The organism is Paenibacillus sp. MBLB1832, assembly GCF_032271945.1.
Lineage (GTDB): Bacteria > Bacillota > Bacilli > Paenibacillales > NBRC-103111 > Paenibacillus_E > Paenibacillus_E roseopurpureus.
The window spans coordinates 1,187,004-1,204,851 of sequence record NZ_CP130319.1 but is presented as its reverse complement, the minus strand read 5'-3'; the positions used below and the strand labels follow the sequence as shown (position 1 = coordinate 1,204,851).

9 protein-coding genes are annotated in these 17,848 nt (G+C 50.0%); all 9 read right to left on the bottom strand.

The window, feature by feature from the left end; translation table 11 throughout:
• Window positions 1-85 precede the first annotated feature (85 nt).
• Window positions 86-1,705, bottom strand: coding sequence for a type 2 periplasmic-binding domain-containing protein (locus MJB10_RS05460; protein WP_314802390.1), 1,620 nt, complete (start codon window positions 1,703-1,705; stop codon window positions 86-88).
• A 33-nt stretch (window positions 1,706-1,738) separates the two neighbouring features.
• Complete coding sequence (locus tag MJB10_RS05455; RefSeq protein WP_314802388.1) at window positions 1,739-2,608, bottom strand: carbohydrate ABC transporter permease; 870 nt, start codon at window positions 2,606-2,608, stop codon at window positions 1,739-1,741.
• 12 nt (window positions 2,609-2,620) lie between these two features.
• Window positions 2,621-3,577 (bottom strand): ABC transporter permease, encoded by a 957-nt coding sequence (locus MJB10_RS05450; protein WP_314802386.1) that lies wholly within the window; start codon window positions 3,575-3,577, stop codon window positions 2,621-2,623.
• A 155-nt stretch (window positions 3,578-3,732) separates the two neighbouring features.
• Window positions 3,733-5,919 carry a glycosyl hydrolase family 28-related protein gene (locus MJB10_RS05445; protein ID WP_314802384.1) on the bottom strand — a complete coding sequence of 729 codons (2,187 nt, stop codon included), beginning with the start codon at window positions 5,917-5,919 and terminating at the stop codon, window positions 3,733-3,735.
• A gap of 188 nt (window positions 5,920-6,107) precedes the next feature.
• On the bottom strand, window positions 6,108-8,483 hold the full coding sequence (locus MJB10_RS05440) for a glycoside hydrolase family 28 protein (protein WP_314802382.1): 2,376 nt from the start codon (window positions 8,481-8,483) through the stop codon (window positions 6,108-6,110).
• 179 nt (window positions 8,484-8,662) lie between these two features.
• A complete protein-coding gene (locus MJB10_RS05435; protein ID WP_314802380.1) occupies window positions 8,663-14,182 on the bottom strand; it encodes a galactose-binding domain-containing protein in 5,520 nt (1,839 codons plus the stop codon).
• 213 nt (window positions 14,183-14,395) lie between these two features.
• Entirely contained in the window at window positions 14,396-15,265 is an 870-nt protein-coding gene (locus tag MJB10_RS05430) for a hypothetical protein (protein ID WP_314802378.1), read from the bottom strand.
• A gap of 9 nt (window positions 15,266-15,274) precedes the next feature.
• Complete coding sequence (locus MJB10_RS05425; RefSeq protein ID WP_314802377.1) at window positions 15,275-16,603, bottom strand: alpha-L-fucosidase; 1,329 nt, start codon at window positions 16,601-16,603, stop codon at window positions 15,275-15,277.
• A gap of 203 nt (window positions 16,604-16,806) precedes the next feature.
• On the bottom strand, window positions 16,807-17,817 hold the full coding sequence (locus MJB10_RS05420) for a glycoside hydrolase family 130 protein (protein ID WP_314802375.1): 1,011 nt from the start codon (window positions 17,815-17,817) through the stop codon (window positions 16,807-16,809).
• Window positions 17,818-17,848 lie beyond the last annotated feature (31 nt).

Genomic DNA, 17,848 nt, shown 5'->3' with positions numbered 1-17,848 from the left:
AGGGCAAGAATCGTAATATAATTGTCACTCACCCAACACAAAAAAACCGGAGGCATCACCTCCGGTCCGTTGTTCCCTTTCTCCACTATTTCAAATAAAGATCCTTAGTCAAGAAGGCCTTGTCTTTATTTTCCCCATACCACTTATCATACCAAGCATCGATATCTTTTCCGCCTGATTTCTCCCAACGTTCCTTCGCATCCTTGATGGCCTGCTCTGTTGAATAGGAAGTGCCGCTGACAATAGCTTTATTCACAATATCCGTAATTTGGCTGCTCACCGTGGAGTTAATCGTTTGAAGATCGCTCGGCATGGATGGCATGAATTCAGCCCAAGTCATCCCAGGCCATGGACGTTCTGGTTTCGTATAATACTCGTCGGCTTTCTGCAAGATCGTAGCCCACATCTTATCCGATGGGTTGGTATCAGGCTTGAGCCCTAGCAGAGGAGAACCGCATTTGGGTTCGAGTGCTTTTAAGGAGTTGAGGATGTTAAACGTATCGGTAAATTTAAACTTAGGATTATCTTTGTCCACTAAGACAGGACAACCGTTATCGAGCTTGTAATCGGTTCCTTCTTCCCCGTACTTCATCATTTTCATGGTCGCAGGTTCAGAGAGAAAATCAATAAACTTCATAACAGCCTTCGGATCTTTCGCCTTGGCATTCACCAACCCGACCACTTGTGCAGACGGATTCAGAGCGCCGCTGAATTGTCCATATGGCCCCTTCGGGTAAGCGATGGCCACAACATCGGCATTCGCATCATTTTTCAGCAAAGCGTCATAGGGATTCCGGTCGACATAATAGCCATAAATACCCAACTTGCCATTCGTGAAAGCCTGTTTAGCCTTGGCCCCATCTTTATCAAGCAGAAATTCTTTATCAACGGCTCCCGCATCGAACAGCTTCTTCTTGAAATCAGTTGCCGCTTGTAAGCGATCCCAAGGATTAATTGCCTTTCCATTCTCGATGATCGGAGGGATATTGCCGAATATTTGATCCACTTCAAGACCGCCAACAAAGCTCAAATTCATCCCGTAAGTGTCGGCTTTTCCATTACCGTCGGGATCCTTCGTAGCGAACGCAACCGCTGTGTTATACAAATCTTCCGTCGTTTGCGGAATCGGCAAATTCAGCTTCTTTAGCCAATCTTGCCGGATAGTTAAAATAAAGTTCGGTGTAACCGTTTCCGCATTGACCTTCCCGATTTGATAAATATGTCCATCCGGGGAAGTGCTTAATTTTTTTAAGCTCGGGAACTGACCTAACAGTTTCTTATAGGTCGTGCTAGACTTGTCGATCAGGTCTTCTAAGGGCATGACTTGTTTTTGGCTGATTAATTGCGCTTTCAACGCAGAATCATAGGACCAGATTAGATCAGGAGCATCCCCAGATGCAAACAACAAGTTATATTTCTCCGTATCCTTCGTTCTTGGAATCGGCACAAACTTGACATCCACAGGCCCATTCTTGTTCAGCCACTCGGTTAACCAGTTTTTCTCCATCGTGCCTTGATCCGCTGGAACTTTCCCATTATCGTAAACGGCCACAGTGATATTGCCGCGCTTCTCAGGTGCAGCGGTACCTGACGCTGCTGGTTTGTTAACAGTCGTTTCCGTTTTCGTTCCGCACCCTGCAGCTAACATACTAAGTAGGACAACGGATGTTCCGGCAATCCATGCCGAACGGTACATCTTTTTCATGAATAATGACCTCCTCTATCTATTTCCCAAGGGTTACCCCTTTAAGGATCCAATCATAACGCCTTTCACAAAATGCTTTTGTAGGAAAGGGTACACGGCTAACATCGGTGCAATCATAATCAGTACCCCTGCTGCTTTAATGCCTTCCGGCGCAATGTCCTGCAGACGTCCTTGCTCCAGGACCAGCTTCGGATCGGCCAGTGAAATGATAAGTTGCTGGATGAGCACGGCCAAATTGTATTTGCCCGTCTCGTTGATGTAGATCAGTACTTGAAAGAAATTGTTCCAGTACCCTACCCCGTAAAATAACGCAATCGAAACCAACATCGGCATGGACATCGGCAAAATAATGCGAGCCAACAGCCGAAGCTCATTACATCCATCTATGCGGGCAGCATCTTCCAGTTCGCGGGGCAGCTCCTGAAAGAATGATTTCATCACCCACATATTGTAAGTGCTGATCATTCCCGGCAACCACAACGCCCAGTACGTATTGATGATGCCAAGCGATTTGACGACAATATACTGCGGTATGAGTCCGCCTCCAAACAGCATCGTAAACACGATGGCTACGGAAAAAAACTTGCGTCCTAAGAAATACGTTTTCGCTAACGGATAGGCAACAAATACGGTGGCAATCATGCTAATTATAACGCCGACAACTGTGATGACAACGCTGTTCAGCATGGCTTTTATCGCATTCGTCCCTATTAACAAAGCTTCAAAGGAGTTCCATGTCGGTTCGATAGGCCATAATGTTACATGACCGCTTGTCACTTCCATTGGATGACTAAACGAGACTGCAGTGATATGTATCAATGGAAGCAGACAGGTTAACGCCGCCAACAGTAAGATGAACTCATTCAACCGATAAAACAGCTTCTCCCAAAGGGAAGCTCTCATGCTCTTCCCCTCCTACCATAATTCTTTGCCGAATCTGCGCGCAACAGCATTACCTGCGGTTATCAATATTAGGGCCACAAGTGACTCGAAAAGTCCCATGGCCGTCGTGATGCCGAACTGACCGCCCTGCAAACCAAATTTATAAATCCAAGTACTGATGACTTCCGATACATCTGCCACGACCGAATTGCCGAGAATGTAAGCCTGATCGAAGGAAACATCCATCACCCCGCCAAGCGATAAAATAAACATCATGGCGATTACCGTGCTAATACCGGGCAATGTAATGTGCCAAATCTGTCTTGCTTTGGAAGCTCCGTCGATTGCGGCGGCTTCGTATAAGCCGGGATCGATAGCAGCGAGCGCTGCCAAATAAATGATCGATGCAAACCCGGCTTCCTTCCATGTCCCTGAACCAATATACACGGCTACCCAGCTAGAAGCCTGATAGAGGAACGGATAGGCTTGACCTGTCCACTGCTTAAGGAGAATGTTCAACGTGCCGCTCTCTTGACCGAATATTGTGAGTACAATACCTCCGACAATGACCCATGAAAAAAAATGCGGGATAAACACCATCGTTTGCACCGTGCGCTTAAACCATGATTTCCTCACTTCGTTCAGCATGATGGCGAGGATAATCGGAAACGGGAATCCAAACACAATTCGGAGAACGCTTAACCATAACGTGTTCACAATGATATGCGAGGATTGCGGGTTACTGAATAAAATACGGAAATGCTTCAACCCAACCCAGGGGCTATTTATGATCCCGTCATTAAAGTTATAGTCCTTAAAGGCGATGACGACGCCGCCAATCGGGATATATTTGAATACAACATAATACAGAACCCCCGGGATAAACATCACCAGCAAAGGAATATTCTGAAGCAGCAGACGGCTTCTTGACGATCTCACTTTCTTGCCCGCTGTTACCGATTGAATCGCCTCCAATCCGGACACTCTCATGTCTCACCTCCTTTCCGGCCGATACCATGGCCCTTGCTGCTAACACCATATCCTGCCATGGAGCCATCTGCCAAGACACATGATATCGAACCAGTTAACCTTTTCTAGAATACGTGTTCCGTAACTATATTCGTGATTAGGACAAGTTGCAGGAATTACGGGGTTTTGATCACCAAATTGCTCGAATTCGATAGATTGAACAAATAGTCATGGGCCTTGACCGTGTAGGTATAAGTCGTTTGTGAATCTAGCCCCGTATCTGTAAATGTTAAGCTTGAAGTATCAGCGACCCGAAGATTTCCTCGGTAAACCATATAACCAGTTACACCCACGTTATCCGACGAGGCCCCCCACGTAAGCGTTGCCGAGGTGCCAGTCTTTGATTGCAGTGTTAGCGTAGGCGTACTTGGCGGACTCGTATCGCCGAACGGGATATCGCCTGAGAGCGGGATCGCAGTATATAGCGAAACCTTTGTACCCGCTGACGTTCGTTTCGGTACGAGCGGATCAGCAAGCAGATCACTGGTGACGCCGCCCCGCGTCTCCCGGAACAAGATGGTATACGACTTGACCGCATCATTGAATATGCCGTATCCGATAGAAGCTTGGGAATCCACGGTTTCAAATGCAGGTGTCGAGACGGGAACGTTACCTTGGGCTGGATACATGAATACACCGAGGAGTTCGCTCTTGCCGCCCACCATCGTCTTGGCGACGGTGTGCATCCATTCCGTCTTCACCCCTAAGGCCCACACGGTGCCCCCATTATTAACAATTTGGGTACTGTTAGGACTTTCTGGGTTGACTTGCCTGAGCCAGGCTTTGTTTCCGTTAAAAGCAAACGTGTACGCATACGTATCTTCCAGATACAGATTGCCGCTTCCCGACGTATTTGCGTAGCTTGCAATCTGGTCGTCCAAGAGTACAAGATCTTTCGTCGATACGTGCGAGAGCTGAATCTGTCCAAACAATCGGTCGATGAACAGCTGTGGGTAGTTGGTGTCGTTAATGACGAACTTTACAGGCGTGCCCCCTGTTGGTTTAATGAACGTGCCAAAACCGGCGATCCGCTTGACGTTGCCTGAAACCGTAATGGGGCTGGAGATGATATACGTGTTCGATGTTTGATTCCGTGGATGAAAATAGATCGTTGATTTCCCTGAATTCATGGCATTTTGAATAGCTGTGGTATCATCAATGGTATCGTTGGGATTGGCGCCGTAATCTTCCACATCGGCCCAATCTGTTGGAGAATCTTCCGGAAGAGCCGGGGTTTCCTGAACCGGCAATTGTAAAGAGGAAATCGTGGATTGGAACAGCCGCTGTACATAATCGGAGTTGAATTCGGTTACTGTCTTTCCTGTGACTACTGTGCCGTAGTTAGTAATAACGCTGGAGTAGGAGCTCTGACTCCCATCTAGCGAGCGGGCGAACAAGGACGCATGATTCACATTTTGGATGGCGCTAATGCCGCTCGCTCCACCTAAGAAGATAGAATCAATAATGGAGAGCATCGTATTATTGTTCGTATTGATAATCGCGGGGACGGTGTTCGTACTCGTCAGTTTGCGGACGGCTAGCACTTGATTTTCATTATAAAGCCCGGTTACCGTTTGATTGGAAAGCGTAATATTTTCGAGCGTCATACTATAGAGCGGCATACCGGTTTTTATGCCGTACTTGAACCCGGACACGCTCACATTTTTGACTAGCGCAGGCCCCGTTTGCCTTGTGATGTCAAGACCGATTTCTCCCTGACCATCCTGAGACACAATGGAGACATTTCGAATACTGCCTTGATTACTGGCAATATAATTGACACCTATCGCTTTGGGATTCAACACCCCCGTATCTACCGTCAAATCAAACAAAAAATTGTTGAACGCTTGATTTTGCGTCCCCTGTTCCCCAGCAAAACGGATGACGGCCTTTGTCGTTGAAGCGGCCGAGTTGTAACCGCTTGCGTTATCCTTCAGCTTAATCTTCGTCGCGTCCTTACTTTCCCCTTGCAGCGTTAAGTGAGCATTGTCCGTACCATCTGGATTGACGGCATTGATGACATCACTAACGAGATAGGTGCCCGCAGGGAAGTACAAGTTCATCGGGTATCCATAAAATCTGATCCGTGATCGAATCGCACTGTTAATCGCCGCCGTATCATCAGTTACACCGTCCCCTTTTGCTCCGAAATCTTTTACGTTAAGATAACCGGCATCATACAAAATGGTCGTGCTCGTTCCTGCGGCTGCTGCGTGGTCGACTGGCCAAATCGAAAGTACACATCGAACAACCAGTACGCAGGCAATGCCGATACGGATAGTTGTGGAGCTGAAAATCCTCATTGCATACACCTCTTTCAACGTATTTTCAAAACGTTATCCTTACCCGGCTTCTCCTCTCTTTCTCCAATTGGAAAGCGTCTTCATTATAAATCTGATTGGATACCGCCACGATATACAATTCAGAAAATGGGGCAGCAAAATCAAGAAAGAGACCCTCACCTGGAAGGCCTCCGTCTTGCTTTTGCCTTTTAATTGGCCGGAATGTATGCCGAATCACTCGTCAACAGCAGTTTATCAATAGGCGTGCCGTCTTCCCGATCTCTTACTCGTATCGTATATGTTCCCGGAGTGAGCGAGAAGCTGTACGGATTCACATTATCCGTCACTTTATTCCAGGTCCAGGAAGTGGACGGGTTCATATGCCATGTTGCTTCCGGATTAGAACCTACTTTGATGAAGAAGGAATTATCTTCTTGCGTTGGAGCTTTCGTTTTTCCCCAGAGATAGTAGGTCCCCGAATGATACACCTGGAAGGTCAGATCGGAGTACGCATTGCCCAGATTGAAGCCACTCGGATTCGGAGTCACAATGTACTTTCCGCCGGACGCAGTACTATCATTCACAACTTGCATTTCACCGTTAATTGAACCGTTCTCCGCTTCATTATAAACGTTGACCTTAGACACATCTTCCATCACGATAGGCTGACGAGCATCTGTACTCGCTGCGCTTATATTGACATTGTCCAGCGTGATTCCATCGACATGCCGCAAATAAAACCCATACGCCGGCAGATTTCCGTATTTGCTCAGCTCCGGATATGTTCCGTCATACTCTGCTGGCGAAGCAGGCACCGTCGAAAGGCCGCCCGGATATTGGATGTCAATATTTTTGAAGCTCAGATTACTCAATCGGAAGTTGATCGTGGACGTTATATTGCCGAGGAAGCCTGAACCAATGGTGGAGGTCAGATTCCTAGCTTTAATATCTTCGAAAGAAATGTTCTTGATATCGCTTGTAATAACAGGCGCGCTGGCCGGCTTTTGTCCACGGTATCCCGCCTGGATGAACAGTGCGCCTTGCACCTTGCTCATGTTAATCCGCCGGAACGTGATGTTATCCGTAACGACGCCATCGACGAGAGCTAACGAAATGCCGCCGATTTGCGCTCTTTTGATATATACATCCTCAAACAAGTAATTCTTGAATTGCCCATAGCTGTTCGTTCCAAGCTTTAAGGCGTTGGCAGCCGTCGAGCCATTGATGAAAATATTGCGTACCGTGACGTTATCGTTAAAACGCGCGCTTCCCGATTTTGGTACGATCGCGTCATCTTCGGTGTAGATTTGCGAGTTCTCGATCAGTACATTCGAGCAGTTGGACGGATCGATCCCATCTTTGTTGCCCGACATGATGGAGTAAATGACAATATCCTTGATCGTAATATTGTTGGATTCCAACGGGAAGAGCAGCCACGCCGGGGCATCTTTCAAGTACAGGTTCTTCACGGAAACCGTATCCGAGTTATAAATTTTAATCAAGTTGGGACGAATCTTAATATCGTACGATGCACCGCTATGCCAGTTGGCGACATTGCCGGCATTGCCGTCGATTGTACCGCCCCCATCTAATCGTACGTTCGTTGCTCCTCCAATATAAATGAAGGCTCGTCTCATCGCGCCGGACAACCAGTTCTCAATCGTCTCGTCGTGGTCGGGGAAAGCGCTCTCGTCCGGTTTTGCAAGAAGCGTTCCCTTCAAATCAACATACAAGGTCATGTTGCTTTTTAAATCCAGGCCGCCGGTTACAAATTTACCAGAGGGTACATACACCGTTCCGCCTGCAGGCACATCAGCAATCGCTTGGCGAATAGCGTACGTATTGTCAGTCACACCGTCGCCAACCGCATTATAAGGCGCGGATGTAATATTAATGATCGTACCTGATGGAGGTGTCACCAGCGATTCATAATCGTAGATGCGCACTTCATCAATGTTCATGACCCCGGTTTGGCCCGAAGGTACACTGAACTTCAGTGAGGCGGCGCTTGTACCTGTCGTGGTCGAGAACGAATAGTCGGTCACACGTTTGATACCGTCTATAAAGAGGTCGTATTTTTTCGTATTGGTATCGAGAACGACCTTGATGATCGTCCACTCATTCAGTGTAATTCCCGACACCGCGTAGTTGGCCGCCCCGTTGTAGGCTCTTACGAAGTCGCTTCTTAATTCAATCTTGACAATGGGATTTCCATTTTCATCGTAAATGTAAGGGGCCATCTTGTTGCCGGCCATATTGTCCGTAACGACAACGCGATATTCAATAATCGCACGGCCGGTAATGGGCGTGAACGTCTTGGTTATCGTAGCGGCATTGGTTGTCGCCGTTTTGGTGATGGCTACGCTTTTATCGGTCGGAAAAGGCACCTCACTGACTTGCACCGTTCCTCCGCTCGTGTCGGTCGTCCATCCGGAAGGGGTCCCCCCGGTTACGTCCGCATTGAATTTGTCATAGATCGTCGTTGCTGCGAAGGCTTTGCCATCTGATAAGAGTATTGTGAGACATAGGAAACCCAAAATAAATGCAAATCCGATAAAGCGCTTTCTAAAAAGAATCTGGTTCATAATTTCCCTCCATATCCGCTTGTAAAAGTTGATCGTACAAGGAAAGTTTACCGCAGTTTGAATCCATACATAATGCGGCAAGTTCAAGATGATGGGCAGAATTTTCGACATCCTTTGTCATCTCGATACAAAAAGAGATAGGGCAGCTTCAGTCTGCCCTATCTCCTTATTCCACACGGCTATTGCAAAGCCATGACTTTCACTTCGGCAATGGCCAGCGGGTTTGTATTCTTAAGTTGTATCCTGATGTAGCGTCCGGTTCGGCCTACCAAAATCTTCGTCGGACTGCCAGCTTGCCCGCTTTGGAAGCTGTTCCAGACATTCGCATTGCTCAGCGTCGCATTCAAGTCTGTGGTGGAGAACGGCGTATCCGAGACAAACACATAGTATTCGCTCAGCCTGGCTCCGCAACAATCCGTTCGATTGAAAACCTGAATGTTATGGATGTCCTGCACGGAACCAAGATCGACTTGCCACCACGCGTTGGCCTCCGTGCTGGTATGGGATACCGATCCTGCATTCCAGTTACCATCGCTGTTGCCATCTACTGCCCTGCTGGCATAAGCGTTGTAAGAGGTGCTGCTCTGTGTAGCTGGTTTATTCAGCGCCACATTGACTTGCTGCAAGGTGCCTAGAACTTTCACCTCCGCCAGACTCAAGGAACTTGACTGGCCTGTCAGCTGAATGCGAACATACCGTCCTGTTCGACCAACCTGCACTTCGGTTGGCAACCCTGCCGCTGCAGACTGAAACTGGCTCCATACGCCTGGTTGGCTCAGCGTATACGTAACGCCTGTAACGGTGAATGGCGTATCGGATACAAACACATAGTACTGGCTAAGATCCGTTGTGCAGCAGTCCGTCCGCCCAAAAATTTGAATGCGGTCAATATTGCGTACAGCTCCCAGATCGACCTGCCACCAAGCTTCTTTCTCGCCAAGCGATTGGCTAACTGAGCCGCTCGCCAGGTTGCCGTCTGTATTACCGTCGACAGCCCGGGAGGCGGACGCACCATTTTGCGTGCTGCTCATCGTAGCGGGTTTGTTCTTCGCCATATTGATCAGCTGCGTGACTTGGAGTGCACTGCTTGCGGCTGACACGTTCAGACTAGCATCCTTCGCTTTCACTGTGTAGCTGTAGCTGTCGCCCGCTGTAAGTCCCGTAGCTGTAAATACATTGACATTCCCCGCAACGGTGCCCAGTAATGTATTATCCCGATAAATATCGTAACCGGTAACACCGCGGTTGTCCGTGGAAGGCGACCAGCTGATCGTGGCGGATGTTTCGGTCTTGCCGACAACGTTCAGTCCGCTCGGAGCCGTAGGCGCTTCCGTGTCCAGGACAATAATGTCATCTAATTTCATAACCTTGACTTCGGCAATGGCAAGCGGGTTTGTTTGATTAAGCTGTATGCGGACGTAACGCCCGGTTCTGCCGACCCTGATTTTCGTTGGGCTTCCCGCCTGCTCGCTTTGGAAACTGTTCCATACGTTAGGATCGGCAAGTGTCGAAGCTACGTTGGTAGATCCGAAAGGAGCATTGGAAACGAACACATAATAGGAGCTTAACCGTGCACCGCAGCAATCCGTTCGATTATAAATTTGAATATCGTGAATGTCTTGCACAGAACCAAGATCGACCTGCCACCACGCATTCGTCTCCGTGCTAGTATGCGATACCGATCCTGCGTTCCAGTTGCCGTCACTGTTGCCGTCTACGGCCTTGCTGGCATAGGCGTTGTAGGAGGTGCTGCTCTGCGTCGCTGCCTTGTTTAATGCAGCGTTGACCAGCGGCAGTTCTCCGATCACCCTGACTTCCGCCAGGCCAAGAGAAGCGGATGAACTGGTCAGCTGAATGCGCACATATCTTCCTGCATGTCCGACCTGGACATCTGCGGGAGATGAGGATAGGGCCCCAACTTGGAGCTTGCTCCACACGTTAGGCTGATTGAGCGTGTAGGTGACGCTGTTCACCGTAAACGGCGTATCGGATACAAACACATAGTAATTACTTAGATCCGTCTGACAACAATCCGTTGGCGCAAACAATTGGATCCGATCAATCTGGCGCACGGCCCCGAGATCTACTTCCCACCATGCCTCATTTTCACTGAGGGTTTGACTGATGGAGCTAGCGCTTTGGCTGCCGTCCGAAATCCCGTCTACGGCCCAAAATGCTTGTCTCCCGCTTTGCGTGCTGCTCATTTTGGCTGTCTTATTTTTAGCGATGTTGACGGGAACGATGACCTTTAACACAGCGCTGGTTGGCGATACATTCTCGTATACATCTTGGGCTATAATGGCGTAATTAACCTCGTCGCCTGGATTTAGTCCTGTATCGGTAAAGCTGTACACGCTGCCGCTGACCGTGCCGACTAATGCTCCGTCTCGATAGATGAGATAGCTTGTCACGCCACGGTTGTCCGTAGCTGGCAACCAGCCAATCGTGGCGGTCGTCTCGCTCTTCGTAACGACAGACAAACCGGACGGCGCTGTCGGTGGTTCAACATCCACGATGATGCTTCCATATCCCATAGCGACGACTTCCGCAAGTGTCAGCTTCCCATCCCCCTGCAGCTGTATGCGCAAATAGCGACCCTGATGGTCTACCTTCAGCGATGTCGGGGAACCCGCCTGAGCGGTCTGCAAGCTTGACCACACTCCTGGCTGGTTGACCAGAACGTTGGGATCTTCCGAAGAGAATGGCGTATCGGATACGAACACGTAGTAATTTTTCAGCACGTCGCTGCCACTATCCGTCCGATTGTAAATATCCACTGATCGAATATAGCCAGTCTCCTGAAAATCAACCTGCCACCATGCCTGATGATCGGCAAGCGTCTGGGTGACAGAGCCGCTCGCAAGCTTCCCGTTCGTATTGCCGTCAACGGCCCGCTTCGCTGCGGCGTCGTTCGACGTACCTGCTTGGGAGGCCGGCTTCTTCAAGGCCAAATTCAGATATTGGCTTGGTGTTTCCACGTTCACGTTTGACACACGTGCCTCTTCCGTAATGCCGTCAAAATCCGAAGCAATGGCCAGGCCTACATACGCACGGAAGTCCAAAGCAAGTGTAAAGGTTTGAATCGGCGCTCCCCAGTGGACGCCATCGGTCGACTTATACACCGTAACTGTATTGCCGCTGCGAGTCAGCTTCATCCAGAACGGAAGCACCTGGCTGCCCGGCAATGACGTCACCGATGCCGTGCCCCCCGTTTCATTGCGGGTAACGGTTTGCATCGGCCCCCACGGTTTGCGGAACAATCCGGCAAACTTCGCATCCGGTGCCAGTGTATCCCGAATCATGATACCTTCCTGGGCCTCCTGACTTGTCTTCGATTGGTTCACCAGCTTAAATACGAGACTTCCATCGCCGTATAGCGGGGTATACGTATAATGAAAGCTATCCGCCGTACCGCCGATGTCGCTGCCGGCACCATAAACATGAAAGCTATTATCCGCATATTCCGTGTAACCCGCCTTCGTAACGGTTCCAATATCCTCGCTGCCCCAGCCAACTTTGTTGGAGATCGCATTGCTGGGCGCCGACAAGTTGAACATATCATCGTAGCCGAAGACGGTATACGTATAGGGCAGCGTCGCGTCCAGATGGGTATCGATGATTTCCCGCTTCTTCGTATCCGCTACCCGGTAGCCATCCCGATAAAGCATGTAGCCGTTGATATGCACGTCATCGGTGGACCCCACCCAGTAAAGATCAGCCGCATTCAGCGAATTCCACTTGAGCGACAGCTTCGGCGTCGACGGAGGCGTCACATCAGCAAGCGGTTCTGGAATGGCCGTATAGAGATTGACCTTCGTGCCCCGGCCTGTTCTCTTTTCCACAAGATCATCGGCCAGCATGTCGCGGGTTTCACCATTCCGGGTTTCTCGGAATAACAATGTCCATTGCTGAACCCAATCATCAAACACACCATATTGATAAGAGGCTTGCGAATCAATCGTTTCAAAGGCCGGCGTGGTTGGCGCCACGTTACCTTGGGCCGGATACATAAAAGCGCCCATAATCTCCGATTTGCCTCCGCCGGTCGTACGCGCGGTCGTATTCATCCACTCCGTCTTGAGACCGAGCACCCATACCGTTCCTCCTTGGTTGACGAGCTGTGTGTTCGTCTTGCTTTCGGAATTGGCTTGGCGCATCCAGGCTTTATTGCCATTAAACACGAAGGATGAGTACGTATCCTCCAAATATAAGTCACCGCTGCCCGGCTCATTGTGATAATCATTCCACTGGTTATCCAGCGATACCACATGGGTCGCCCCCACATGAGTCACCTGAAAGTCGCCAAATAGCCGATCGATAAACACATTGGGATAATTGGTCGTCTCAATGCGAATTTGTGGCAACGAGGTGGCATTCGTCTTCTTGATATAGGTGCCCATTCCCGCGAGCCGCTTCACATTCCCCCTGATGACAAGGGTCCCTTGAATCTGGTAAGTATACGTAGTCGTATGCCGCGGGCGGAAGTAGATTGTCGTCTTGCCCGAATCAATCGCAGCCTGAATAGCGGCGGTATCATCGATATTATCGTCTGGATTCGCACCGTAATCGTCTACGAACGCCCAGTCCGAGAGCGGATCCTGTGGCAATTCCGGGGTCTCCTCAATCGGCAGATTGAGCGTCGTCGACCGTGATTGAAATAAGCGCTGCAAGTAATCGGAGTTGTATTCGGTTACGATCTTTCCGGATACAGCTACGCCTTCATTCGTGATCGCCTGAGAATAATACGACGATTGTGCGTTCAAATTGCGCGCTAGCAAAGAGCCGCCGCTTTCGTTGCGAATCGCACTTTCCCCTTTGATCCCGCCGAAAAATTGGCTATCGATGATCGTCACCATGGCATCATTGTAGCGGTTAATGATGGCCGGCACCTTGTTCGTGCTCGTCAAGTTGCGAATCTCCAACATTTGCCGCTCGTTTAGAATGCCGGCTACCGATTGATTTTTCAGCGTCACCTTCTCCAGCACCATACTGTAGAGGGGCTTGGCTGTTTTGATGCCATACTGAAAACCGGTAATGGAGATATTCTTGACCATGCCCGGTCCGATCTCCCGCGTCATGGCAAGTCCAATGTAGCCTTGCCCATCGCCGGAGACAATATCGACATTTCGCATACTGCCCTGGTTGCTCGTTAAATAATCGACGCCGATTGCCTGAGGGTTCTGCGAGCCGATATCAACGGTCAAATCAAAGAGGAAGTTCATGAAGGCCTGATTCTGAATACCGCTTTCCCCTGCGAAACGGACAACAGGCTTGGCAGTAACAGCCCCTGCATTAAAGCCCGGCGCGTTATTTTTCAGCCTAATTATCGTTTGGCCCTGGCCGGCGCCTTGCAAGGTCAAATGCGCGTTATCCGTACCATCGGGATTAACGCCATTGATCGTGTCGCTGACCAGATAAACGCCTGCGGGGAAATATACATTCATCGGATAACCGTAATACCGATTGCGCGATTTAATCGCGCTCATAATGGCTGCGGTATCATCGGCCACCCCGTCACCCATCGCTCCGAAGTCTTTCACATTCACATATCCCGCATTCGGCGGTATAACCTGGGCGCTGCTTGCAGCTAATGCTGTCGTTCCCGTGCCGGGAATCATCAGTCCTAACACCGTCGTGATCAGTAGGATGCTTCCCAAGACGATCCAGTGCAGCTTGCTTCTCATTGCTTTCCCTTCCATTCAGGACTCTCCTCTCTATTTGGACATTCCGCATTCGTCTTGATGAACTTGCGTCTGAGCCTCCTTTGCCCTGGGATCCAATGCCTCCTCATTCTAGAAGCTGTGAGCGCCAATTATCTATAAACAAAATCGAAAAACGTTTATCCAAATCGGCTTGTTCATGAAAAAAACCAAATCCCAGCATGCAACATCGCATCGGGATTTGGTTTTCTTTCAATAAAAGCTATACACTCTCTGCCAATTCATCACTTGCCCCGGTTCTAGCTGGATCGAGATGAAAAGCTCCGGGCTTATGACATGCGCCTTGCCCCACAGGGCAAAATGAGACACCGCTGCGCCGCTGACCTCCTCCATCAAACCGATTCCCAGCTGGCGCACATGGAGCTCCCATGCAGCCGAGGTTGCCCCCGAAGCTTCGATGGGACGGGAGAGATAACATTCCTCTCCCTCTCGCATCGGCTGACTCCAGTTCAGGGTTCGCCCTGAGCTTACGAAGGGACCTCCAACAGAGCCAGCCCCTACCAGATCAGGGATCACTACCTCATAATCCGGTCCGATCTCTCTCCCTGCCATTCGCAGGAAATTGTGGGCATATTCCTCGGTGATGATCGCCATCGTCCCTGCATTCTGTAGCGTATAGTCAATACAGAGCTGTCTGCCTCTCAGCACGATACGCTTGTGGAGCCGCGCCTCGTACCCTCTGCAAGGGAGAGGCTCCACACTCACCTCGATGCGATCCTCCGATGCATCCCAGCTGATGGGGAAAGGCTGGACGACATAGGGTTCATGGAACATATATTCCCGCTCATGAGCTCTCGTTACTAGTCCAACTCCCAGCTTAGGAAACGGCTGACCGACCTGGGCCGTCTCATACCCGACCGCACGGTGGATGCTGAATTCATTACACAGTCCGACCCCTCCCCTACGTGCGTTACCCTGCCCCTGATGCTCAGCAGAGCAGTAGGTGTGCCCCCTCCTCACATCCGTTACTTGCGTAATGAACCCTGTACGGTCGAATCGCGACGTTAGACATTTGTGGGAGGGGGGCTCATATCTAACCTCTAGCTCCTCGTTTTTTAACAAGATCACCATTTACACCTGCTTGAGCTCCAGCGCGATGACCGTATCTCTCGGGTCGGGGAGCGGATAGGTTTCCTGCGCAGGGTAACCAAAGTTCATAAAGATATCATCTGGCCCATCAAACGAATCTACCGCCACATTCCAGAAAGGAGTGATGACAACCTCCGAGCCGTCCGCAAGTACCCTTGCCTTCTTTATTTTGCCTCTTAAACCCTCGAGACTCACATGGCCTATCACCTGTTCCATCAGGTGGGCATAGAGAATATGTTCACGCTGCGTATACCGTCCCCACTCCGGCTTGGGCTGATCTACCGCCTCTCCGCAGCCATAGATGCTCTCCCCATTCCTCAGGAGCCATTCGCCTACCTCTCTCAGAATGGACTGGGCCTTCTGGGGAATCTCTCCCTTGGCGGTTGGGCTGACGTTCACTAGCAAATTGCCGTTCTTGCTCACACAATTTACTAACGTTCTAATGACATCTTGTGCTGTCTTGTATCTCCAATCCTGTGCGTGATAACCCCAGCTATTATTCAGCGTAATGCAGGACTCCCATGGAAGTCGGCGCGCCAGCTCATCAGTCACAGGATGCCGAGGGACTCCCTGCTCCGGCCCCGCGAAGTCTCCAGCATACGCCACAGGATGCTCTGCATGCATATCTCCACCCAAACGATTATCGATCAGAATATGCGGCTGCAGCGCCCGAACCTTGTTCACGAGCTCCGTTGCGCGCCATGCTTCCCCAGAGAAGCCTGGATAGGAGAAGTCGAACCACATGATATCGATCCTACCGTAGCCCGAGAGCAGCTCCTCGACCTGGGCATGCATATAGTCGACATATCGAGGAAACTCATGCTGTACCTCCCGATAATCAGGATGATCCCTCATCGGGTGCTGCCTGTCTCCATAGGCAGGGTAGTCTGGGTGATGCCAGTCGAGCAGGGAGTAATACAGCCCCACCTTGAGCCCCTCCTCACGGAAGGCTTCGACGAATTCTCTCACCAGATCCCGCTTCGCTGGTGTGTTTGTTGCTTTGTACTCGGTGTACTGGCTGTCAAATAAGCAAAAGCCATCATGGTGCTTGGCCGTTAATACCGCATATTTCATCCCCGCCTCCTTGGCCAGCTGAGCCCATACCCTAGGCTGATATCGGAGTGGATCAAATTCGTCGAAATACGTCTGATAGTCCTCTATGCTCATCCTTTCCATCGAACGGACCCATTCCCCCCTTGCAGGAATAGCGTATAACCCCCAGTGGATAAACATACCGAAGCGAGCATCACGGAACCACTTGATTCTCTCTAGTCTCTGCTCATACACATCATCTGAACGTTGCTTATGCATGATATTTCCCTCCTAGCTCCATCTTTATGATGAACTTGCGTCTAAGCCTCCTTTGCGCTGGGATTCAATGCCTCCTCATTCTAGAAGCTGTGAGCGCCAAATATCTATAAACAAATTCGAAAAACATGTATCCAAATCAGCCTGTCCATAAAAAAACCAAATCCCAGCATGCAACATCGCATCGGGATTTGGTTTCATTCGTTCTAGAGGCTTCCGCCTTCGAGGCACAGCTTCACAAGGTCATCCACATGGGCGGTGGCCAGACACTCTACCGTATCGGCAGCACCGTAATATATTTTGACTTCACCGTTATCTTCAAGGATCATGCCACCTGGGAAAATGACATCGTTGCGGAAGCCTCCGCTTGTTTCATAACTCGCTTCGGGTGCAATCAGAGGCTCACGATACAGACCGACGACCTTTTTGGGATTATCCAGATCCAGCAGCATCAAGCCAGCCGTATATCTTTTGCGCCAGGAATCCTCCCATCCGTTCTTACCGCGGGACGGGTCCAGATCAACGGCATGAATCGTCGTCAACCATCCCTTTTCTGTCTTGATCGGAGGAGCGGCAGGACCGATTTTATCATTCGCGTAGGGAACATGCTCCACACCAAGCACCAGATCGGAATTCCCCCAATACCTCAGATCCGGGGATTCGGATAACCAGATGTCAAAGCGGTCAAGGCCTCCGCGACTATAAACAGGGAACGGACGCTCCAGACGAACATAATGCCCGCCAATTTTTTCAGGAAAGAGTACCATATTCCGATTATCCGGAACGGTTAAATGCAGGACTTCAAAATGTTCGAAATCCTCGGTAACGGCAATGCCTCCGCGAAGTCCGTGACGTGTGTCAACGGCGAAGCACATATAGCAACGGCCATCGATCACCGTCAACCTCGGGTCGTAGGTACGAATAATCTCTTCATCATTGAGACCGAAGCACGGACGGTTCTGAACGTCCCAATGAATACCATCGCTGCTGAACGCGATCCCTAGATTTGTCGTCGAGCTCGGTTCAAGCGTATGCGTAGCGGGATTGCCATAATCGTTGCGGAACACCATGACGTAACGGCCTTGGTATTTGGCCACCCCGGCATTAAATACGAGCGCGGGGGCGTAAGGAACGTCGCTTGCTTGTAACACAGGATTACTCGGGTACCTCTGAATAACGGTACTGGATTGAAGTTTACCAATGAGTGGAGTAGACACGAATAAGCCTCCTAATTAGAAATAAGGATGA